This is a genomic window from Luteococcus sediminum (assembly GCF_054783495.1).
Genome location: NZ_BAAGQL010000012.1, coordinates 1 through 21,884, shown reverse-complemented (window position 1 = coordinate 21,884; position 21,884 = coordinate 1). Strand labels below are relative to the sequence as shown.

At 67.9% G+C, this 21,884-nt stretch carries 17 protein-coding genes, 5 pseudogenes and 1 other annotated feature; of the genes and pseudogenes, 14 read left to right on the top strand and 8 right to left on the bottom strand.

All coding sequences use genetic code 11. The features are described from left to right. Window positions 1-38: 38 nt before the first annotated feature. The 9 genes and pseudogenes from ACYVKA_RS06500 (at window position 39) to ACYVKA_RS06460 (ending at window position 9,694) form a co-directional block, all read left to right on the top strand. Window positions 39-1,796, top strand: coding sequence for an oleate hydratase (locus tag ACYVKA_RS06500; protein WP_028702685.1), 1,758 nt, complete (start codon window positions 39-41; stop codon window positions 1,794-1,796). A gap of 347 nt (window positions 1,797-2,143) precedes the next feature. Further along, window positions 2,144-3,195: pseudogene (locus tag ACYVKA_RS06495) on the top strand (IS3 family transposase); the annotation flags it as partial. Continuing rightward, window positions 2,413-2,547 (top strand) — a sequence feature (AL1L pseudoknot). Its footprint overlaps the pseudogene before it by 135 nt. Before the next feature lie 68 nt (window positions 3,196-3,263). Beyond that, window positions 3,264-4,352: a tyrosine-type recombinase/integrase gene (locus ACYVKA_RS06490; protein ID WP_460703971.1), complete on the top strand. Its 1,089-nt coding sequence runs from the start codon at window positions 3,264-3,266 to the stop codon at window positions 4,350-4,352. Beyond that, a complete protein-coding gene (locus ACYVKA_RS06485) occupies window positions 4,321-6,237 on the top strand; it encodes a tyrosine-type recombinase/integrase (RefSeq protein WP_460703969.1) in 1,917 nt (638 codons plus the stop codon). Before ACYVKA_RS06490 ends, ACYVKA_RS06485 begins: the two co-directional genes overlap by 32 nt. Before the next feature lie 46 nt (window positions 6,238-6,283). After that, window positions 6,284-6,520 (top strand): annotated as a pseudogene (locus tag ACYVKA_RS06480) (integrase core domain-containing protein); the annotation flags it as partial. 378 nt (window positions 6,521-6,898) lie between these two features. Beyond that, window positions 6,899-7,066 (top strand): hypothetical protein, encoded by a 168-nt coding sequence (locus tag ACYVKA_RS06475; protein ID WP_460703967.1) that lies wholly within the window; start codon window positions 6,899-6,901, stop codon window positions 7,064-7,066. Further along, window positions 7,066-8,169, top strand: coding sequence for an ArdC-like ssDNA-binding domain-containing protein (locus ACYVKA_RS06470; RefSeq protein WP_460703965.1), 1,104 nt, complete (start codon window positions 7,066-7,068; stop codon window positions 8,167-8,169). Before ACYVKA_RS06475 ends, ACYVKA_RS06470 begins: the two co-directional genes overlap by 1 nt. A gap of 515 nt (window positions 8,170-8,684) precedes the next feature. Continuing rightward, window positions 8,685-9,044, top strand: a complete 360-nt coding sequence (gene cmtR, locus ACYVKA_RS06465) for a Cd(II)/Pb(II)-sensing metalloregulatory transcriptional regulator CmtR (RefSeq protein ID WP_123574850.1) — start codon at window positions 8,685-8,687, stop codon at window positions 9,042-9,044. After that, complete coding sequence (locus tag ACYVKA_RS06460) at window positions 9,041-9,694, top strand: cation transporter (RefSeq protein ID WP_123576819.1); 654 nt, start codon at window positions 9,041-9,043, stop codon at window positions 9,692-9,694. The genes cmtR and ACYVKA_RS06460 overlap by 4 nt, the downstream gene beginning before the upstream one ends. Before the next feature lie 87 nt (window positions 9,695-9,781). Here the strand turns inward: ACYVKA_RS06460 and ACYVKA_RS06455 are convergent. Continuing rightward, window positions 9,782-10,108 (bottom strand): annotated as a pseudogene (locus ACYVKA_RS06455) (MFS transporter); the annotation flags it as partial. A 173-nt stretch (window positions 10,109-10,281) separates the two neighbouring features. Between ACYVKA_RS06455 and ACYVKA_RS06450 the strand changes: the two are divergent. Then, window positions 10,282-10,854, top strand: a complete 573-nt coding sequence (locus tag ACYVKA_RS06450; protein ID WP_123574852.1) for a CGNR zinc finger domain-containing protein — start codon at window positions 10,282-10,284, stop codon at window positions 10,852-10,854. Between the two features lie 95 nt (window positions 10,855-10,949). Here ACYVKA_RS06450 and ACYVKA_RS06445 read toward each other — a convergent pair whose 3' ends face one another. After that, window positions 10,950-11,321: a VOC family protein gene (locus ACYVKA_RS06445; RefSeq protein WP_123574853.1), complete on the bottom strand. Its 372-nt coding sequence runs from the start codon at window positions 11,319-11,321 to the stop codon at window positions 10,950-10,952. Window positions 11,322-11,539: 218 nt separating this feature from the next. After that, window positions 11,540-11,842: pseudogene (locus tag ACYVKA_RS06440) on the bottom strand (nuclear transport factor 2 family protein); the annotation flags it as partial. Between the two features lie 184 nt (window positions 11,843-12,026). On the opposite strand from ACYVKA_RS06440, the gene ACYVKA_RS06435 reads away from it, so the two are divergent. After that, the gene (locus tag ACYVKA_RS06435) at window positions 12,027-12,557 is read left to right on the top strand and encodes a GNAT family N-acetyltransferase (protein WP_460703963.1); all 531 of its coding nucleotides are present in this window, start codon (window positions 12,027-12,029) and stop codon (window positions 12,555-12,557) included. A 52-nt stretch (window positions 12,558-12,609) separates the two neighbouring features. On the opposite strand, the gene ACYVKA_RS06430 is transcribed toward ACYVKA_RS06435, so the two are convergent. After that, complete coding sequence (locus ACYVKA_RS06430) at window positions 12,610-13,425, bottom strand: hypothetical protein (protein WP_460703961.1); 816 nt, start codon at window positions 13,423-13,425, stop codon at window positions 12,610-12,612. Window positions 13,426-13,531: 106 nt separating this feature from the next. Continuing rightward, a pseudogene (locus tag ACYVKA_RS06425) lies at window positions 13,532-14,383 on the bottom strand (IS481 family transposase); the annotation flags it as partial. Between the two features lie 196 nt (window positions 14,384-14,579). On the opposite strand from ACYVKA_RS06425, the gene ACYVKA_RS06420 reads away from it, so the two are divergent. Beyond that, entirely contained in the window at window positions 14,580-14,738 is a 159-nt protein-coding gene (locus ACYVKA_RS06420) for a hypothetical protein (RefSeq protein ID WP_460703959.1), read from the top strand. An 82-nt stretch (window positions 14,739-14,820) separates the two neighbouring features. Here the strand turns inward: ACYVKA_RS06420 and ACYVKA_RS06415 are convergent, their stop codons facing one another. Beyond that, window positions 14,821-15,156, bottom strand: a complete 336-nt coding sequence (locus tag ACYVKA_RS06415; protein WP_460703957.1) for a hypothetical protein — start codon at window positions 15,154-15,156, stop codon at window positions 14,821-14,823. A 93-nt stretch (window positions 15,157-15,249) separates the two neighbouring features. After that, on the bottom strand, window positions 15,250-15,504 hold the full coding sequence (locus ACYVKA_RS06410; protein WP_460703955.1) for a hypothetical protein: 255 nt from the start codon (window positions 15,502-15,504) through the stop codon (window positions 15,250-15,252). Between the two features lie 411 nt (window positions 15,505-15,915). Between ACYVKA_RS06410 and mobF the strand changes: the two genes are divergently transcribed. Together mobF and ACYVKA_RS06400 are read left to right on the top strand one after the other, a co-directional pair. After that, on the top strand, window positions 15,916-20,940 hold the full coding sequence (mobF, locus tag ACYVKA_RS06405) for a MobF family relaxase (RefSeq protein ID WP_460703953.1): 5,025 nt from the start codon (window positions 15,916-15,918) through the stop codon (window positions 20,938-20,940). A 15-nt stretch (window positions 20,941-20,955) separates the two neighbouring features. Then, complete coding sequence (locus tag ACYVKA_RS06400; protein WP_460703951.1) at window positions 20,956-21,432, top strand: hypothetical protein; 477 nt, start codon at window positions 20,956-20,958, stop codon at window positions 21,430-21,432. Window positions 21,433-21,511: 79 nt separating this feature from the next. Here ACYVKA_RS06400 and ACYVKA_RS06395 read toward each other — a convergent pair whose 3' ends face one another. Next, window positions 21,512-21,700: a hypothetical protein gene (locus tag ACYVKA_RS06395; protein WP_460703949.1), complete on the bottom strand. Its 189-nt coding sequence runs from the start codon at window positions 21,698-21,700 to the stop codon at window positions 21,512-21,514. Between the last annotated feature and the right edge of the window lie 184 nt (window positions 21,701-21,884).

The following is a 21,884-nucleotide window of genomic DNA, read 5'->3' as shown; positions in this document are numbered from 1 at the left end:
GATGAGCGCCGTCCGGCACGCGTCGGGAAGGACGGACCATGGAACACACGGCAGGCAACTACGAGGCATTCGCGCGCCCCCGCCCCGCGCGGCACGCCCAGGAGACGAAGGCCTACATCGTCGGCAGCGGGCTGGCCGGGCTCGCGGCGGCCGTCTTCCTCATCCGCGACGCCGGGGTCCCCGGCGCCAACGTCACGATCCTCGAGAAGGGCGGGATAGCCGGCGGTGCGCTCGACGGCCTCGACGTCCCGGAGAAGGGCTTCGTCATCCGCGGCGGCCGGGAGCTGGAGAACCACATGGAGTGCCTGTGGGACATGATGCGCTCCATCCCCTCCCTGGAGCTCGAGGACGCCTCCGTGCTCGACGAGTTCTACTGGCTCAACAAGGACGACCCCAACTACTCGCTGCGCCGCGCCACCGTGCGCCGGGGCGAGGACGCCGGCCACGAGGGCCGCTTCGACCTGCCGAAGCGGGCGCAGAAGGACCTGTTGAAGATCTTCCTCGCCGAGCGCTCCGAGATGGAGGGCAAGCGCATCGACGAGGTGATGGGCCGCGAGTTCCTCGACTCGCCGTTCTGGATGTACTGGCGGACGATGTTCGCCTTCGAGGAGTGGCACTCCGCGCTCGAGTTCAAGCTCTACCTCCACCGCTTCATCCACCACATCGGCGGGCTGCCCGACTTCACGGCGCTGAAGTTCACGAAGTACAACCAGTACGAGTCCTTCGTCCTGCCACTCATGCACTACCTCACCGAGCACGGCGTCGTCTTCCGCTCCGGCACCGAGGTCCTCGATGTGGACTTCGCCCACCGCAACGGCGAGATCCGCGCCACCGCGATCCGCTGCCGCCGCGACGGCGCCGAGGAGACCATCGAGCTCGGCGCGCACGACCTCGCGCTCATGACGATCGGCTCGCTCGTGGACAACTCCGATGACGGCGACCACCACACGCCCGCCGCCCTCAACGAGGGCCCGGCCCCGGCCTGGGACCTGTGGAAGCGCATCGCGAAGAAGGACACGGCGTTCGGGCGCCCGGAGGTCTTCTGCTCCTCGATCGAGGAGACGAAGTGGGAATCGGCCACCGTCACGACGCTTGATGAGCGCATCCCCGCCTACATCGAGCGCATCGCCCAGCGCGATCCGTTCAGCGGCCGCGTGGTCACCGGCGGCATCGTCACCGCCGAGGACTCCTCCTGGCTGCTGAGTTGGACGGTCAATCGCCAGCCGCACTTCAAGAAGCAGCCGAAGGATCAGATCGTCGTCTGGGTCTACGGACTGTTCGTCGACGTCGACGGCGACTACGTGAAGAAGCCCCTGGCGCAGTGCACCGGCGAGGAGATCACCCAGGAGTGGCTCTACCACCTGGGCGTGCCCGTCGAGGAGATCCCAGAGCTCGCGGCGACCGGCGCCCGGTGCGTGCCGGTCATGATGCCCTACGTGACGAGCTTCTTCATGCCCCGCCGCGCGGGTGACCGGCCGCAGGTCGTGCCGGAGGGAGCGGCGAACTTCGCGTTCCTCGGGCAGTTCGCGGAGACCGGCCGCGACACGATCTTCACGACCGAGTACTCGGTGCGCACCGGCATGGAGGCCGTCTACGAACTCCTCGACGTGGAGCGCGGCGTGCCGGAGACCTGGGGCTCCACGTACGATGTGCGCGACCTGCTCGAGGCCTCGTCGCGCATGCGCGACGGCAAGAAGGTGGAGATGCCCGGCCCGGCCGCGCTGCGCGGCTACCTGCGCGGCAGGCTCGAGCACGGGGAGATCGGCCAGCTCCTCGAGGAGCACGGCCTCATCTGAGCCCCGCCCACCGCGGGTGCGCCTCGGGCCCGGTCCGAGGCGCGCCTGGGCTGGTCCCATGTCGCCCACCGCTCCCCTCGGCTCCGAATCCCGCCTGCCCGCCGCCTGGCGGCCCTGGCGCCGGCCCCCGCCGCTGCCCGGCGATGCCGAGTCCGCGGGCCTGGTGCGCCTGGGCCGCCCCCTTCATTCGGGGCTCTTCGCGGTTCGTGGTGATGACCCTGTTGTGACGGGTATTCACGCTACGGTTTTCGCGGCGCTGGTGAGCAGGATACGGGTCCGGTAGTTCTCGGCGTTTGAATCGCCCAGGGTTTGATGCCGCATCCTTTTGAGTTCGAGAGGATGTCAGCATGCCGAAAGTGATCGATGAGAAGGTCCGTGCCCGGGCGGTGCGGTTGGTGCAGGAGCACCGGGGCGAGTACCCGACCCTGTCGAAGGCGTTGGAAGCCGTGGCCCGACAGGAGGGCGTGGGCAAGGAGTCGTTGCGTCGCTGGGTCAACCAGGCTGAGGTCGACGCCGGCCGCCGCGACGGGGTCACCAGCGCGGAGCTCGAGGAGATCAAGAAGCTGAAGGCAGAGAACAAGCGCCTTCGAGAAGACGTGGCCATACTCAAGGCGGCCACGAGTTTCTTCGTGGGGGAACTCGACCCCCGCAACCGTTGATCATGGCCTTCATCGACCAGCAACGAGTCGAGGGGTATGCGGTCGAGTCGATCTGCCGGGTCCTGCGGGAGCAGGGCTGCCAGGTCGCCGCACGAACCTACCGGGCCTGGACCAGGCCTCGGATCAGCCAACGGCTGCTCAGTGACGCCGAAGTTGCCAATGCGGTCTTCGAGATCGTGTGGCGTCATGAGCACCTGCCGGACCAGACGCGTCGGCGGGTGATGAATCCTGAAGGCCTCTACGGACGTCGCAAGATGCTCGTCGCGGTGCGCAACCACACCGGTCAGCGGGTGTCGTTCGGGTCGGTGGACCGGGCCATGCGCGGCTTCGGTCTCCAAGGTGTTCGCCGGGACAAGGGCATCCGCACCACGATCCCTGCCAAGGACGGGGTGCGGGCCGGGGACCTGCTCAACCGGGACTTCACCGCGACGGCGCCGAACCGGTGCTGGGTGACCGACTTCACCTACTGCCGCACCTGGGCCGGATGGGTCTATGTCGCGTTCATCGTCGACGTGTTCTCCCAACGGATCGTGGCCTGGCACGCGCAGACCACCAAGCACGTCGACCTGGTCATGACACCGCTGCGAATGGCTGTGTGGCAACGCGCCCGTGAGGGTCACCCCGTCGAAGTGGGACAGTTGATCCGTCACAGCGATGCAGGCAGTCAGTACACATCGCTGACGCTCACCGAGCACCTCGCGCTGGAAAACATCCGCCCCTCGATCGGCACCGTCGGCGACTGCCTGTTAACCGGCTAATGATGGCCGGGAGCCTTGTCAGGAAGGGTTTTGGGGCGTAGTCCTGTGGCATGGAGGACACGGCGATGGTGGTGGGGCTGGTCCGTGATGATGACACAGGCTGGCGGCTGGAGAGTGCGGACGAGGACTTGGTGGCGGCGCCGAATGCGTATCTGCGTTATCTGGCGGATCGGTGCTACTCGCCTCGCACGATCCGCACCTACGGCTACGGGTTGGTGGCCTTTGCCCGCTGGTTGAGCGTCTCGGGTCACAGTGTCGACGACGTGGATGTCGAGGCGATGCTGGAGTTTGTGGACCATTGCCGCCACGAGCACATCCCGGGCAGGGCCGGTCCGAATGTGGTCGATCTGAATGGACGGCGGATGGACCAGCTCGCACCGGCCTCGATCAACCTGCGCCTGGCAGCGGTGTCGGGGATGTATGAGTTCTTGTCCATGCGGGACGCCGACCGCGTCTCGCCGATCCCGAAGGGCCGCCCGTCGTCGTGGTTCGCCCCTGGTGAGCGCTCGGGGCTGCTGGCCCACACGAAACGACGCCCCGCACCTCGATCTCGGCTTCGGTTGCGTACCCCGCGCCGGCTCCCGCGGGCCTTGTCCGCTGCGGAGTGTTCCGCGCTGTTGGCGAGCCTGCACAGCAAGCGGGACCTGGCCATGGCCGGGTTGATGCTCTATTGCGGGTTGCGATCATGTGAAGTGCTGTCGGTGAGGGTTGCCGACGTCGACATGGGCGCCCGCTGGCTGACCGTCCACGGCAAGGGAGCCAAGGACCGTCGTGTCCCGTTCGACACCGACATCGCGGCGGTGCTCAACGCCTACCTGATGACTGAGCGCCCCGAAACCACCGCAGCGGAACTGTTCGTGGTCTCCAAGGGCCCGCACCACGGACAGCCCCTCACACCGGCCGGTCTGCGCACGGTATTTCGCTACCACCGCGGCATGGCCGGAGTCACGGCTGGCGCCCCGCATGCGCTGCGCCACACCTTCGGCACCGCCCTGGCCGAGGCCGGTGTCGACTTGGCGGTGATGCAGGCCCTGTTGGGGCATGCCCATGTCGAGACCACCGCCCGCTACATCCATCTGGCCCCCATCCACGTGAAAGCCGAATACGATGCCGCTCGCAGCCGCGCACGCACCCACTGACACCACTGGCCTGCGACCAGCCGAGACCGGCGAGGCGCTGCTGGCCGCTTACCGCGACCATCTGGCCCGCACCGGGCGGGGGAACTCGGCCTACCGATACTGGGCGAGGGTCTTCGTCGAGCGCTGGCCCGACCCGCAGACTTGGGCAGATGAACCGCTGGAGATCCAACTGCAGGCGAACTCAGGGACTCGCCCGTTCATCACGTTCCTGCTGGTCACTGGCCGGTTGCACCCGTCATGGCAGTATCTGGTCCATCGCAAGTTCTCCTCGATCTGGCGCGACGTTGCCGGCACCACGATCGGTGAAGACCTCGACGAGTTCATCACCGCCGCGCGAGCTTGTGACTACAGCGAGCAGACCGCCAGGGCAATGGCCAGCCAGGTCCTCGCGCGAGTCTTGTTCGCCACCGGCAAGCGATTGGACGATCTGACCACCGCCGACTTCGACGCGCTCAACTTCGCCGGCCAGCAACGAGAGCAGGCCACCGGCCGCACCTGGAAGCACTACCGCGGCTGCGCGACCGCGACCCGCACCGTGTTGTTCCACCACAAGGTCCTGCCCGCCCCGCCGCCACCAGCGCAGACCCGCTGGCCCTACCAGCGGCGCCTGGCCGAGGTCCCCGACCCGATGAAGTCGCTGCTGATCGGCTATCTGGAACGCAAGGCCGTCACCTGCAAACCCTCCACAATCTCCGGGCTGACCACCCGCCTGGCCGCGTTCGCCACCTTCGTCACCCGCATCGACGCCACCCTGACGCCGGACCGGTTGGAGCGCTGCGCCCACATCGAGGCCTGGATGAGCTCACTGCCACAGATCACCAGCCCCGCGACCCGACGGCCACTGACCACGGCCGAACAAGCCCGCCGGATCCTGGCAGTCAGCAACTTCCTCACCGACATCACCGAATGGGGCTGGCCCACTGCACCGGCTCGCAAACTGATGTTCCGCAGCGATGTTCCCCGCCTGCCGCAGCCGCTGCCCAGGTTCCTGCCACCCGACGCGGACCGGCGCCTGCAGCAAGCCCTCGAAGACAACCCGGACAGGCTCGCAGCCGACGCGCTGCTGTTGCAGCGCGCCTGCGGGCTGCGTATCGGCGAGTTGCTCGACCTGGAGCTGGATACCGTGATCGACCTACCCGGCGCGGGGTCCTGGCTGAAAGTCCCTCTCGGCAAGCTCGAGACCGAACGGATGGTCCCCATCGACGCCGACATCCTCACTCTGCTGGACAGGATCACCACCACCCGCACACCTGGCAGGCCGATCCCGCACCCTCGCACCGGCAAACCCGCTGACTTCCTGTTCACCGACCACGGGCATCGCATCGGCTCCAACCGGCTGCGCCACGTCCTCAACCACGCCACCCAGACCGCGAAGATCGGGCACGTCACCCCGCACCAGCTGCGTCACACCTACGCCACCGCCCTGGTCAACGCCGGCGTCTCCCTCCAAGCCCTCATGGTCATCCTCGGGCACTCCTCGGCCGAGATGAGCCTGCGCTACGGGCGCTTGTTCGACTCCACCGTCCGTGACGAATACGAACGAGCGCTCGACCTGGCCAAACAACGCATCGGCGCGCTGCCTCCAACCCCCGGTGAGGACCTCGACGACGGCGTCGACTGGCGCACCACACCGACCATCAAGACCGCACTGGCAGGCGGCTACTGCCTTCGCGCGCCAGCCCAAGGAGCCTGCAGCCACGCCAACATCTGCGAGAACTGCACCAGCTTCCACACCACCCGCACCTACCTGCCCGTCCTCCAAGCCCAACGCGAGGACGCCAGAGCCCTCGCCGACGACGCCCAACACCGCGGATGGGACCCCGAAACCGAACGCCACCTCCGCCTGATCAACCGCCTCAACACCCTCATGGACCACATCGCCTGAACAGAGCACCGAAACAGGCCCTGACCAGCCCCGATTAGCCGGATAAGCCTACGACAATGCGCTGATGGAGACGATCAACGGGCTCTACAAGGCCGAATGCATCCGTACCACGATCTTCCACGACGGCCCCTACAAGACGATCGCTGACGTCGAGTACGCCACCGCCGGCTGGGTCGACTGGTACAACACCCGCCGGCTGCACTCCAGCATCGGTAACGTTTTCCCCGCGGCCTACGAGGCCGCCCATTACGAGGCCCTCACCCGAGAGCCCCAACCCGCATAGGAGCGGCACAGAACCTGGGGCGCTTCACATCGCCCGCCACCACTCTCCACCATCGGGTCGGCGCTGGGGAACCCATGCTCTGGGTCCCAGACAGCATCTGCGGCGCAATCTCCAGCCTTCGCACCGGCGATGAAACGTACGCCGCCGCACTTGGGGAAGCCCTCACCATCGTCGACGTGTGAGCCAGAACGAACGCGAGCCCCGGGCCCTGTCTTCCGGCAGGACATCCCGAGGCTCACTTCCAACACCTCGAAAGGGCTGGCGATGTCTTTACTATACCCCAGTTGAGTGCCCGTCGGGGTCCGCCAACGAGAACTTTACCTCCGAGTCCCAGACGTCCTGGTGCTCGCGGGACCGGATGTGTCGGCTTGAGGCCATATGACGTCCACACCACTTGATCTGACGGCAGATCGCCCCCTCATCATCGAACAGCTGCTCCTCGAGGCCGACGAACTCAGCGCCGCCGGCGCACCCAACGACCAGGTCGACGACCTCATCCACGCCGCCCTGGAACTGCTCACCGCCCAGACCCCGTCGGTGCGATGATGGCCCGCCGACCACCCACCGAAGCCCAGAAGGCAGAACGAGCCGAACAACTCGAGCACCTGCACGCACAGATCGCCGACAAGGCCGCCGACCTCACCAGCTCCGAGCAGTGGCAGGCCTGGCTGCGCGTCGCGAGCCGCTTCCACCAGTACAGCTTCAACAACACCATCCTGATCTGGACCCAACGACCCGACGCCACCCTCGTCGCCGGCTACACCACCTGGCAGAAGAGTTTCCACCGCCAGGTCACCCGCGGCGAACACGGCATCCGCATCCTCGCCCCCGTCACCCGCCGCCTCCCCAAGACCAAACCCGACGGCACACCCCTGCTCGACGACAAGGGCAAACCCCTCATGGCCACCCAGATTGTCGGGGTCAAACCCACCAGCGTCTTCGACATCAGCCAAACCACCGGCGACCCCGTCCCCGAACCACCCCAACCCGTCCTGCTCACCGGCCAGGCACCCGACGGCCTCTGGCATGCCCTGGCCACTCTCGTCGGCGAGCAGGGCTTCCGTCTGGAGCGGGGCGACTGCCACGGCGCGAACGGGTACACCGACTACACCACCCGAACGGTCAAGATCCGCGACGACGTCGACGACGCCCAAGCCGTCAAGACGTTGGCTCACGAACTCGGCCACGTCCTGCTCCACCAGCCCACCACCGATGCGACCCCGGTCTGTCGGGGCAGTCGCGAGGTCGAGGCCGAGTCCGTCGCCTACCTTGTCACCGCCGCCCACGGCCTCGACAGCAGCCAATACACCTTCACCTACGTCGCCGGCTGGGCAGAACAAGCCCTCCCCCACCACCCCGACGGCACCACCGTCGCCGACGTCATCCACACCACCGGCACTCGCGTCCTCAAGGCCGCCCACCAGATCCTCGACGCCACCGCCGCACCAGACAACACCCAGCCCGTTGCCCAAGCCTTGACAGAGACTGTCACCCGCAACGTCGCGGCAGACCGCACGGCGCTGCTGACCGAACGCGCCGGCTCCCCGGTGTCATTCAAGGCAGCGGCCACCTCAAGACCGGCCCATCAGGTTGAGGTGTCGCGGTCATCCCTTCGCCGTGGGAGCAGTCCTGCAGCTCCACCTCGGTGAGACGGGACAGCACATGGGCGCCTTGCGAGCGGCCAGTCAGGTGTTCGAGGCGTTGTCACTTCCCTGCCGGGTTGCCTGTCGTGGCGTGGAGGTCCTGTGCCTGACGCAGGTTGAGGACCGTGCGAGTCAGCATGGGCAGCATCGAGCACAGCATGCCGAGCGCGCCGGCCAGGGTTGCGGCGCGAGTGCCGTAGTGCTAGCCCAGGATTCCTGCGATGGCGCTTCCCAGTGGGATGGAGCCATACATGACTTGGGTGTAGGCGCCCGCGGAGCGAGTCAGCTGATCTTCCGGCGCTGGCTCGTGGTCACCGTGGGCCTCGCCGGGGCCGGTTACGGGCTCTTCGCGTCCGCCCGCTGGGTTGCCGGCCTGGTGGCGACGTGGAAGGGTCGCGGGATGCCGAGGTGGCCTCGCTGGCGCAAGAGGTGACCACGATTCCCGAGGGCAAGCGCGCGGAGCGGGTGCGGCAGCCCGTACAACTGGGCGATTAGTCAATGAACACTGTATAGTTCAGTCCATGCTGACTATTGTTTCGCGCCTCGACGTCATGAACCGGCTCGGCCGGGCCATGGCGGACCCGACGCGCTCCAGGATCCTCATGACCCTGCTCGGCGGTCCGAGCTACCCGGCTGTGCTGTCGCGCGAGCTGGAGCTGACCCGCTCGAACGTGTCCAACCACCTGACCTGCCTGCGCGACTGCGGGATCGTCGTCGCCGAGCCCGAGGGGCGGCAAACCCGCTACGAGATCGCCGACCCGCACCTCGCCGCGGCGCTGATGTCCCTGATCGACGTCACGCTCGCGGTGGACGAGGACGCGCCGTGCATCGACCCGGCGTGCTCGGTGTCGGGATGCTGCGGGACGGCGGTGGACGCATGAGCGAGACTCTGACCACCGCGCGCCGCGCGACCCTGCACCGCCGCGTCCGCTTCATCGTCGGGTTCACGATCACCTACAACGTCATCGAGGCCATCGTCGCCGTCTGGGCGGGCGTCCTCGCGTCGTCCGCGGCGCTGATCGGCTTCGGGCTCGACTCGGTGGTCGAGGTGCTCTCGGCCGCTGCCATCGCCTGGCAGTTCACCCGCAAGGACCCGGAGCAGTGGGAGAAGGTCACGGTCAAGGTGATCGCCGTCGCCTTCTTCGCTCTGGCGGCCTACGTCTCGGTCGATGCGGTGCTGGCCCTGGTCGGCCAAGAGGGTCCCGATCACAGCCCGCTGGGCCTCGGCATCACAGCGCTGAGCCTGGTCATCATGCCGCTGCTGGCGTGGATCGAGGTCCGGACCGGGCGAGAGCTGGGCTCCAAGAGCGTGATGGCCGACGCCAAGCAGCTCATCCTCTGCGTCTACCTCTCCGGCGCGGTGTTCGTCGGCCTCATCCTGAACAGCCTGTTCGGCTGGTGGTGGGCCGACTCCGTCGCGGCGCTTGTCGTGGCGGTGCTCGCGGTGCGCGAGGGCCTGGAGGCATGGCGCGGCGACGTCGAGTCGCCGTTCGAGGTGCTGGAGGACCTCGAGGACGAGGACGACGACTGATTCCCACGAGAGGATGACGGAGGAGGCCCCCGGAGCTCTGCTTCTGGGGCCTCCGCGGTTCCGCCAGTGTCACGACTCCGACATGCGCTAGGAGAAGCCGACCACGCCGAAACACACCGCGGCACACCCGGCAACGAACGCGAGGAGCACCAAAAGCGGGACCGACAACCACCCGCCCAGCCAGGCGATCGGGACAACAGCCATCGCAGCGCCCTGGAACAGATTGGCCGGCAACATCACCTTGCGGGCATCCCTACCTTCAAGGACGTGCCCCGCGATGAGCGAGAACAACAGGTACGGCAGCATCGCGGCCGTGGCCACCCACCCCACCTGCGCCGGAGTCCCGTGCAAGGTCACCGCAGTGACCAGCGGCAACGCCATCGCCGCCACCTGGCTGCCGAAACTACTCACGCTCTGCCCAAACCAATACTACGCGAAGCTCCGGTCGTCACGGACCAGTCTTGCGATCGGGTCCCTCACAGCCACCGCCTAGCCTCACAAGTTTGATGCTTTCTACTTGTGAGATCCTGCCGCATAAACGGCTCACAGGCAACAGGTGCCTAGACTGTGAGGATGGAGGTTGAATAATGGCACGTTTCAGTCACATCGCCGGCGACGTCGCCCTGGACCTGATCAACACGGTCGAGTGGCGACTGTCCGACGAGGACCGAGAAGAGGATCTCAACGACTTCGGCGACGTCATGGCCTGGTGCCTGGAATCCGCGCTGATCCATAACGAGGAAGCCAAAGCCCTTCAGGTGCCGCCCGGTGAGGCTGCCACGGAACATGCCAAGGTCCTCGCATTGCGCGAGGCGCTGTACGGCGCACTGTTCACCGACGACGCCGACGCAGGCCAAGTCATCACCGACGAGCTCCACCAAGCACTCACCGCAGCCACCTACACCCCCGCTGCCGATGGATGGCGCTGGCACGACCGCACGCTCACCCCTGCCACCCCACGCCACCGGATCGCCCGAAGCATCATGGCCCTGCTCGCACGCTCCGACCTGGACCGGCTCCACCAGTGCGAGGACGCCCACTGCGGCTGGGTCTTCCTCGACACATCCAGAGCCCACAACCGACGCTGGTGCGTCACCAAGGACTGCGGCGACCGCAACCGATCCCGCGCCTACTACGCCCGACAGAAGACTGGGAAGTAACCAGCTGAACACGAACGGGTTTCGAGCGCCCTTGGAGCATGACAATGGCCGAGCGACCGGAAGGTCGCCTCAACCCCACTGACTGCGCCTGGCCGTCACTCCGGCACCGAGACGAGACAGAACGGGTGGCCAGCGGGGTCGACGAAGATGCGCCACGCCTTCGGCCCCGGATCCATCACCCCAGTCAGCGGCGTCCCACCGGCACGCTCAACCGTGGCAGACGCAGCCTGCAGGTCGTCGACCAGGAGATCGAAGTGCACCTGCTGCTGACCAGACTCGCCAGGCCACGGAGGCGGCACATAGCCCTCGACGCGATGGAACGAGAACCGACCGACCGGTTCCCACTGCAGGGTTAGCCAGTCGTCCGTGCCCTCGGCTGGCGCGAGGTCCAAGACGTCCTGCCAGAACGCGGCCACTGGGACGGGATCGTCGCACTCGAACACCAACTGCGTCAGGACGGCCATCATGACGACACCGTAGCGACACGTCCATGTTCAGCGGGGCCGTGCACGCGAACCTCGCTCCTCTGCAGCAGCTGCCAGCCGCGCGGTGTCGATGGCAATGCGCGCCGCCCCCACAGCTCATCCCAGCCGTCCCACAGCTCATCCCACGGAATCCAGCCGTCGGCTTGGACCTCAGCACACGGTGAGGAACCCAACACCGCATTCGGGACAAAGGGTGCGGTTCACGAGGCCAGACGCGGGCCCGCGTGACCAGCGAGCAACTGCCACAAACCATCGCAGCGCACCCACGTCATGGTGATCAGCAGGCGGAACTGCTCACCGTCGCGCAGAGGGTCGACAACCGTCCCAGTGACGATGGCCGTGTCGCCGACGACGCGCACCACGGGGCCTTCGAGGCGCTGGGAGGTGAAGCTGACCGCGGTCGTGTTGCGGCGCCAATACTCGTCGCGGTCCAGCACCAGCCCTGCGTAGCTGGGCCAGACACACTCGGGATGCATCAGCAGCCGCAACCCCTCGGCATCTTGCTCAGCAAGGCACGTGCCGGGGCCTCAACCAGGTGGAGGACGTCCTCGGCGGTGCTCATACCGGAAGGCTAGCCGCCAGAGAGCCCCCGCGCCCTCGACATGCACGGGCATCAACTCACGCGCAGGGTCGTTGACTCCAGAGCCCGTGCGAGGTGTGGCGGTGCGCGTTGCCTGAGCTCGAGCCATGGCCTCACCTGAGATCCAGCTGCGCAACGGTCGCGCGGGCGACGTCACTCGCATGGTCCAGTTGCTGACCGATGATCGCGTTCGCCATCTGGGCGGCCCCCGGCCGAAGTCCATCGCCTGGGCGGTCGCTGTTGTCAGTGTGGTTGGAGCGCGGTGTGGGCGTCGCAGATGGGCCCAGATCGTCTCGGACGCACGCAGTGGACGGATGCTGGGCACGGTGGTGGCGGATCGGCGCAACCCGGATCGACCCGGACACGTCCGCCCGGAGGGGCGAGAGTTGGAGCTGTCCTACGTCCTACTGCCCGACGCCTGGGGACGAAGCATCGCGGAGGCCGCGTGCCGGGAACTGCTGGCGCGAGTGACGTCGGAGGTCCGAGGCGACGAACCCGTCCTGGTTGTCACCCAAACGTCGAATCAGAAGGCCCTGGCCCTGGCGGCACGGCTTGGATTCGTGGCCTGCGGGGAGTTCGTGGAATTCGGCTCCGCCCAGCAATTGCTGACGGCATCTCTCACCACCTTTGACGCGTGATCGTCGCGCAGCCATCTCGGCTGCAGAGAGGCACGGGCGTACCGGTGCCAGATCACACGCACCTCGGCGACGGTCCGAGCCGTGAGTGAGGCAGATCCGGGACTGCTTCAGTTCTGCCCGCTGGCACCGTCGTCGGTGCCGCAGCAGGTCTCATCATCAGGTAGCCCGACTGCAGAGCCCGGTCAGCACCTCGCACAGTCGCGCTACCCACCGCGGCCAGCTTCGCCAGCACTGGTTCCGGGACGGTCACGTTCGCTCGTCCCTCGAGGCGCTCGAGCTTGAGCCACTCCACTTGCAGCTGGGAACCGTTGGGCGGCAGTGCGGCCGCCAGCATCGGCGCGACCAGCTCCGCGGGCGCCTTCAACGAACCGGGGTGAACGGGCTGGTTGCTGACGGCGGCGGCATGCCTCGTCAGGCTCAGGGCGGTGACCGCAGCATCCCAGGACCGCGACCCCTCTCCACCAGCGGGCACGTCACGGCTGGCGCGCATGAGCCGCGTGGTGGCAGCCATCAGCTCCGGGTCGACCCGCTCCCCCGGCGACATCAGCTTGGCCCACTGCCGATGATGCTCACCCCACGCCCGCAAGCTCCTGGCCAGCGCCGGCTTGATCGCGTCGCGGTAGTCCACAAGAGCTTCAGTCTTCCGGGTCGCCTGGGCTTGGGTGAGCGCGTCCACCCCTGCCAGCACCGAACCCGCCGCCCGGGCCGTCACCAACGGCGTCATCACCGACGGCCGCTGAGCACAGCGATCCACAGCACGCGCCCACTCCATCACCGCCGTGCTGAACTCACTGCCGACATCGGGACGATGTGTGCCCGGTGTCTGGCCATGCAGGGCAGCATCCAGGCCCAGCTCGACCGCGCGCACCGCCCCCAAAACCTCACTGTCCCCCGCACTAGTTGTTGGTGGCAGACAGGTTCATGACACTCGGGTGATGGGAGCTTTCCCGCCGAGGGCGCTGTGGCCTCGTNGGCTGTCGGTAGGCCCATTCGGTTGCCAGGGTCCGGTTGAGGCGCTCGACCTTGCCGTTCTGCCAGGGGCAGTGGGGCTTGATGAACTTCTGTTTCGCGTCGAGGGCTGCGACCGCGGCGATGAAGTCGCTGCTGTTGCGGTAGGCGAAGGCATTGTCGGTGATCACCCGCTCGATGCGGGTGATGCCGTGGTCTGCGAAGAAGGCCGCGGCGCGGGTGAGGAAACCAGCGCAGGTGGGTCCCTTCTCGTCGTCGTGGATCTCGATGTAGGCCAGCCGGGTGTGGTCGTCGACGGCTGCGTGGACGTAGTCGTAGCCGATCTTTGCCCGCTTGTTCCTCTCGGTGCTGGTCGCGGCCCGTCCGCGGCTTCGCCAGCCTCCGCCGTCGGGGATCTTGCCGATCTTCTTGACATCGAGGTGGATCAACTCACCGGGGTGTTCGCGTTCGTAGCGGCGGGTGGTGGCCTGGCTGCCGCGGATCACTGCTCCGGTGATCGGATCGAGGTGGGCCAACGGGGGCATGTGATGACGCTTCCAGATCGCCGAGACGGTGCGCGCGGGAACACCGGTCGCGGCGCTGGTGTGGGTTGGGCCCTGCCGGTGCAGCGCGCGGTGCGCCAGGACCCGGACCTCGACCTGGTGGTTGGTGCGCCGGGGCATGGTTCGGGGTCGGCTGGAGCGGTCATGCAGACCTGGTTCGCCGTGCTGGTCGTAGCGCTTGAGCCAGTGGTGTGCGCACTGGCGTGAGATTCCCATCGCCTTGGCGGCGTGGGCGACCTTCCAGCCTTGCTCGCGGACGCGCTGGACCAGCAGACGCCGACCGTTGACGTTCAGACGGGCTTTAGAGTGGGCCATGAGGACCTCCGTTGTTCATCTGTGACCTTCGACAAGCCACAACCCAACGGGGGTCCTCCCTTCACGTCAACCCGCAAACTGTCATGAACGTCCCTGCCACCAACAACTAGTCGCGACCCTCGACGTGGCGTGAGCCGCCAGGTACGAGACATGCACCAGCTCACGCTCCACACCAGGATCGGGCTCAATCTGACCGATGGCATCCGCCACTGCCACCATCGCCGGCGCCGGTGACGCTGTCTTCCAAGAACGCGACCGCAGCACGCGGGCCAACGCCGACGCCGACACCTCCAAGATCGGCGCCCCACCATCCGCGTCCTGGCGGGTTCGCTGGCTGGCCGCGTCGACGATGTAGGCCAAGCCCATCACCGATGCCGCCACGTCACCCGGCTCGTCAATCAGGAGGTGACGTGCCAGCCGGTCTGCCTCCGACGGCCTCAGCGCGGGCACCGGTACTCCCCGACCAGATCGCACACCAACGCGACCACCGCACTCGTCCCGGCCGGATAGGCGCCGATCGCCACCCGACGCAGCTCCCGCTCAACCTCCTCCAACACCGTCAGGACGCCGGGCTGCTCGACCTCCACCGGGACGGGCACCACGTCGGGCTCCAGTAGTCCGGTGGCGGACCACAGCGCCTCGTTCACCGCCGTGTCGCGCTGGAACGCCGCCAGCTCCTCCAGATCCCACGTCGCCAACCGGGAACGCTCCGCCGCGGTCATCAACAACCCGACTGCGCGCTCCAGGCTCCGCATGCCTTCAACCGTTGCCATCACACCCGCCTTCCGCCCGGCCACCGTGACCGTCGTTCACAGGCACAACCCACCACGCGACCCCGGTGCTCGCGAAAGCCCGGTCCCCAGGCGCTAATGGTCATCTCTGGTGGGAACCGTGAGGCGTCGAAGTCGGCCGACCTCACGGACGCTGAGCCCGCCAGCGCACCACTCAGCCACCTGCGTGGCTGTCAGCCCGTGGACGGTCACCATCTCCTCGATCAGCGCACCGGCGCGCGCCTCCGCCTCGGCCAACGCCTTGGCGCCGGTGCGCAGCTCCACCTGGACACGCACGGCCAGATCGGTCAGCACCGATTCCCGTTCCCGCTGCTGCTGCAACCGCGCCACCCGAGCCTCATGAATCGCTCGCCTCGCAGCCACCCGTTCCTGCTGACGTCCCATCGACCTTCGCCCCTTCCGAACCACCCTGACGAAGACCCAAGCGAACGCGACGCCCCCGGTGCTCACCAACCGCCAGAACGAACCCCAGGGGAAACACGAGACCATCAAGCGCCACACACCTCTTGCACTCAGGGCCAGGAAGTGCCGTTCGGGGAGGCCCTCCAGCCGGAGGTTGACGCCGCTTTCGAACTCGAGGTTGGGGCCTTTGTCGCCTAACCGAGGTCTTGGTTGTCCCGATGTCCCGGACGGCACTGGCGGATGGGGTGACGCGAGCCAACGTCCGTGACTCGGCGCGATCTGCCTTCGTTCGTGATACTCGGCACCACGCCCCGACCCCTGGGTTGGGCAGTCGTGACCATGTCGCTGCACAAGCTGTCGGCCGGGTCGGGGTATGACTACCTGACCCGGCAGGTTGCTGTGCAGGATTCGACGGAGAAGGGCCACCAGGGCCTGACGACGTACTACCCCGAGCACGGCGAAACCCCCGGCACGTGGGTTGGCAGGGGCTGCGCGGCGATCGGTGACGATTTCGCCGGGTCGCAGGTGACTGCTGAGCAGATGCAGTTGTTGTTCGGGGCCGGGCAGCATCCGCTGGGGCACGAGCGGGCCGCCGGGCTGGGTGCGGATGCATCGGAGTGTGAGCTGTTGGCGGCCTATCGGTTGGGGGCGTCTTTCAAGTTGCCGTCGGAGGTGTCGACCTTCCGTGTCGAGGTGGCTCGTCGGGTGGCGGAGTGGAACACCAGCCGTGGCCTGGAGGCGGATGCGCGGGTGCCGGGTGAGGTGCGGGCCGGGATCCGCAGCCAGGTGGCGGCGGAGTTCTTCGTCCGGGAGATGGGCCGCGCGCACGTCGATGCGCGGGAGCTGGCGGGTGCGGTGGCGCGGTACTCGCGCCCGGGGCGTTCGGTGGTGTCCGGTTTCGACCTGACCTTCTCGCCGCCGAAGAGCGTGTCGACGTTGTGGGCGATCGCCGACCTGCCGACCGCGGCGATGGTCGAACGCGCCCACCACGACGCGGTGGCGGAGGCGCTGCGGTTCGTCGAGGACCATCTGCTCTACACCCGCGAAGGGGCGAAGGGGGTGCGGCAGGTCGACGTCGACGGCCTGGTCGGCGCCGCGTTCACCCACCGCGACTCTCGCGCCGGAGATCCCGACCTGCACACGCATGTGGCGGTGGCGAACAAGGTCCGCGCCACCAGCTCGGGCAAGTGGCTGGCGATCGACGCCAGACTCCTCTACCAGGGCGTCGTCGCGGCCTCCGAGACCTACAACACCGCCCTGTACAAGCGCCTCGAAGCGCGCGGGCTGCGGTTCGAGGACCGCGCCATGGGCGCAGGCAAGCGTCCGGTGCGTGAAGTGGTCGGGGTGCCGACCGAGTTGAACCAGCGGTGGTCGTCGCGGCGTCGGGCGATCGAACAGCGGCGCGGTGAGCTCGCCTCCTCGTTCCAAGACGACCATGGACGTCCGCCGACGGTGGTGGAGGGCTACGACCTGGCGCAGCGCGCCACGCTCGAGACCCGCGACGCCAAGCACGCGCCCCGCACCATCACCGAGCAACGCGCCGCGTGGCGGACCGAGGCCGTCGACATCCTCGGCAGCCCAGCCGCGATCAACCAGGTCGTCCACGCAGCCCTTCACCCCACCCAAGCCCGTCAGTTGCCGGTGGCTGACAGTGGCTGGTTCGACGCCGCCACCGCACGGGTGGTGGCGGCGATGGAGCGACGCGGCGCGACGTGGCGACGCACCGATGTCAGGGCCGAGGCCCAACGCCAGGTGCGCCTGACCGCCACCCCCACCGGCACAGTCGATGCCGCCGTCGACCTGCTCACCTCGATGGCCCTCGAAGCATCCGTCCCGTTGGAGAAGCCCACCTTCGAGATCACCGAGCCGCAGCCGCTGCGCCGGGCCGACGGGTCGAGCGTCTACACCGTCGCCGGATCAACCCTGTTCACCTCCCACCGCATCCTCCAAGCAGAGGAAGACGTCCTTGCCCTTGCCGGCACCGACGGCGGGACATCGATGGCGCAGCCGGTGCTGGAGGCGTCGTTGGCGATGTCGGCCGCCGAACGCGGTTTCGCCCTCAACCCGGGCCAGGCGGCGCTGGTGGAACAGCTCGCCACGTCGGGGCGTCTGGTGCAGCTCGCGATCGCGCCGGCCGGGTCGGGCAAGACCACCGCCATGCACGCCCTCGCCGCCGCGTGGGAGGCCTCCGGCCACACCGTCGTCGGCCTCGCCCCCTCCGCCGCAGCAGCCTCCCAACTCTCCACCGCGACCGGTTTGAAGGCCGACACCCTCGCCAAACTCGCCTGGGGCATCACCCACGACAAACTCCCCCACTGGGCCCAGAGCATCACCACCGGGTCGATGGTCATCATCGACGAGGCCGGCATGGCCGACACCCTCACCCTGGCCACCGTCACCGGCTGGGCCACCAGCCGCGGCGCCGTCGTCCGGCTCATTGGGGACGACCAACAGCTCGCCGCCATCGGCTCCGGGGGCCTGCTGCGCGACATCCAGACACGACACGGCGCCGCCACCCTCGATGAGCTGATGCGCTTCACCGACCCCGCCGAAGCCGCGGCCTCCCTCGCCCTCCGCCAGGGGGACACGGCCGCGATCGGCTTCTACCTCGACAACGACCGCGTCCACGTCGGCGACCTGGCCACCGTCACCGACAACGCCTTCACCGCCTGGACCCGCGACAAGGCCGCCGGCCGCGACGCCATCATGCTCGCCCCCACCCGCGACCTGGTCTCCGAACTCAACCACCGCGCCCAGACCCACCACCTCGGCCCCCACGCCACCGGCCCCAGCGCGGCGCTGGCCGACGGCAACCACGCCCGCATCGGCGACATCGTCATCACCCGCCGCAACGACCGCCGCCTGCGCACCAGCCGCACCGACTGGGTCAAGAACGGCGACCGCTGGCACGTCACCGCCATCGGCCCCGACGGGTGCCTCGCGCTGCAGCACCACCAATCCCGACGCCACGTCACCGTCCCCGTCGACTACGTGACCGCTGCCGTCGAGCTCGGCTACGCCACCACCATCCACGCCGCCCAAGGCATCTCCTGCGACGTCACGCACGGCATCGCCACCCCTGAGGAGTCTCGCCAGCAGCTCTACACCATGCTCACTCGCGGACGTCACGCCAACCACCTGTGGCTGCAGACCACCGGCGACGGCGATCCCGCGCTGCTCACCCAACCCGATGCCACGACCCCGCCCACACCCACAGACCTGCTCGAACAGATCCTCACCCGCGACGACGCCGCCCGCTCGGCCACCACCCACCACGCCGACCACCACGACCCCGCCCGACTGCTCGCCGTCGCCGTCGCCGCCTACGCCGACGGCATCACCACCGCTGCCGAACACCTCCTCGGCCCCCACGCCATCGCCACCATCGAGGATCATGCCGAAACCCTCGAAGCCGGCATCACTGACGAACCCGCCTGGCCTGCTCTGCGCAACCACCTCATCCTCATCGCCAGCAACGGCACCAACCCCCTCACCGCCCTGACCGCAGCCCACGCCCAACACGAGCTCGACGACGCCCGAGACAAGGCCGCCACCCTCGCCTGGCGCCTCGACACCCGCCACCCACTGACCGCGGGGCCCTTGCCATGGCTGCCCGGCATCCCCACCCGCACCCAGGACGACCCCGCCTGGGGCACCTGGGCACGACAGCGCGCCACCCTCGTCACCACTCTCGCCGACCAGGTCGCCCACCAGCCCCTTCCGGACGCGTCGTGGGCTGCCCTGCCCTGCACCGACGAGACCCGCCGCCAGCTCGCGATCTGGCGCGCCGCCAACAACATCCCCGACACCGACCCACGCCCCACCGGGCCCCGCCAGACCACCCGCCAAGCCACCCAGTACCAACGCGCCCTCGATCACGCCATCGACCAGAACGACCCCGCACTCGAGCGCTGGAAGCCCATCCTCGACGCCATCGGAGAACGACTCACCCACGACCCCGCCCTGGTCCGACTCGCGCACCGCCTCGACGACCTGAGCGCCACCGGCCACGACGTCCACGGCATCCTCGCCGACACCATCACCGTCAAACCCCTACCCGACGACCACCCCGCCGCAGCCCTGCTCTGGCGCCTCAACCGCACCACCACCCCACCCGAACAAACGCCGAACACTGCGACGTCGGTCGAGCAGGCGGCGGCGGAACTCCCGAGCCCGGACGACCCCGGCACCCGACTGGCACTGCTCAGCATGATCCGCGACGCCACCGGCCCCACCCCGCCCAGCGACGCCATGCTGCGCCACCAACTCGACCGCGCCGACGCCCTGGCCGACTCCCCCGTCCCCGCCGAACGGCTCCACCAGGTCAACCAACTCGCCCAGAACTACTACGCCAGCTGCTTCCCCCAGTCCTGGGCGCAGCCCTACCTCGCCGAACGCCTCGGCGTCGACCTCACCGGCCACCCCACCATCCAACCCGGACACGCCCCCGCCGGCTGGACCAACCTCGCCACCCACCTACGCCGCCACGGCGTCACCGACCTCGAAATGCTCACCGCCGGCCTCGTCAAACCCGCCTCCACCGGCCGTCTCATCGACCGCTTCCGCGACCGCCTCACCCTGCCCATCACCGATCCCGACGGGCACATCCTCGGCTTCGTCGCCCGAGCCAACCCCACCCTGCCCGCCGACCAGGCCGGCCCCAAGTACCTCAACACCCCCACCACCCCCATCCACAGCAAGGGCGACCAGTTCTACGGCCACCCCCAACCCGGCAGCACCCCCGTCATCGTCGAAGGCCCCCTCGACGCCATCGCCATCACCCTCGCCACCGCCGGCCGCCACACCGGCCTCGCACCCCTCGGAACATCCCTCACCGACCACCAAGCCGCCCTCCTCGCCAACCAGGAGCGAGTCGTCCTGGCCACCGACAACGACCCCGCCGGAAACACCGCCGCCGACAAGGACCACTTCAAACTCACCGTCCACCGCACCTACACCCTGCGCGCCGAACTCCCCGCAGGCAGCGACCCCGCCGAACTCCTCATCACCCACGGACCTGCAGCCCTCACCCGATGCCTCGACAACGCGAAACCCACCACCGACCGACTCATCAACTCCGCAGACGACGACGCGGTGGATCAGGCGCTCTCCGCGATTGCTGCTGCCCACCCCAGCACGTGGCAGCAGGGCCTGGAAGGGCTCAGCCAGCAGACGAGGACCTCCGAAGGGCAACTCCAAACGCGGCTCGTCACCCTCGTCGCACGATGGAACGATGATCCTCGTGGGGCGGCCGCAGACGCCATAACACGGCAGAACGGACACATCGAACGGCCGGTCATCCGCCAGGCCCGAAAGCATGTCGATGTAATTCCGGAAGACCGGACCGCATCTCCCCGTCGCTGACACCATCAGATGTGCATGACATCGATCATCTGCCGAGAGGCGGACGTTGAGCCGGTGCGATGGGACGGTGATGTCATGAACAGCATCCAGGTGGAATCTGTGTGGGAGTACGACCGCTGCGGGCAGGAAGATGACCCCAGATTTCGCGTCTTCTTCCAAGAAGGGAGCACGACCGAGACCGGCGGCACAACCACCGTCTACGAGATCACCGGGGCCGACGCACTGCAGGTCATCGACTGGGCTCAACGTCATGCCACAGGTACCGTCACTTGGGCACTCGCCCTCGTGGTCGACTACGACGACGTTCAGGATGCTCTCGATCCCAAACCTCATCGAAACCTCATATGGCTGGTCGGCGCTGACGGCAACGAGCGAGCCTCGAAGCTCGACGTGGTCCAACAAAGGATGCTGCAACGCCGCGGCAACCCAATCCAGATTCCAGCCAGTGACCGCATGCCCGATCAACACGATGTGACCCCGCTCTTTGCGTGAGCCGATGCACGCAAACACCACGTCGGGCTCCACTCACTGCACGGCCGCCCTGTCTTGCCGCGACGATCGCGGGGTGGCGTTAACTCAGCACGCGCGTGGTGAGCTGTTCCTCGACAGCACGGTCGCCCTCTCGTCGGACGACGTAGCCGTGGGCTCCGGGGCGTTCCGCGACGGCATCGACTAGCTGCGTTCCGTAGTAGACGAGCCCGACACCGTCGTCGCTGCAGTGGGTCTCCGGCAACTCGCCCGATGCCACCCACTGGTGCACTGCAGGACGACGATCAGCCTCACCGTCGTAGTGGACGCCCGAGCCGTAGGGCAGGAAACCGAGCCCGTTGGTGACGTTGCGCAGGGGCAGCCCGAAAGAATCTGATGCTCCTATCTCGTGTCAAGCGGCTTTGAGCCATTCGCGGTAGTTGTGGGCCAGCGTGTCGTCACGGCGTTTGCCGAGT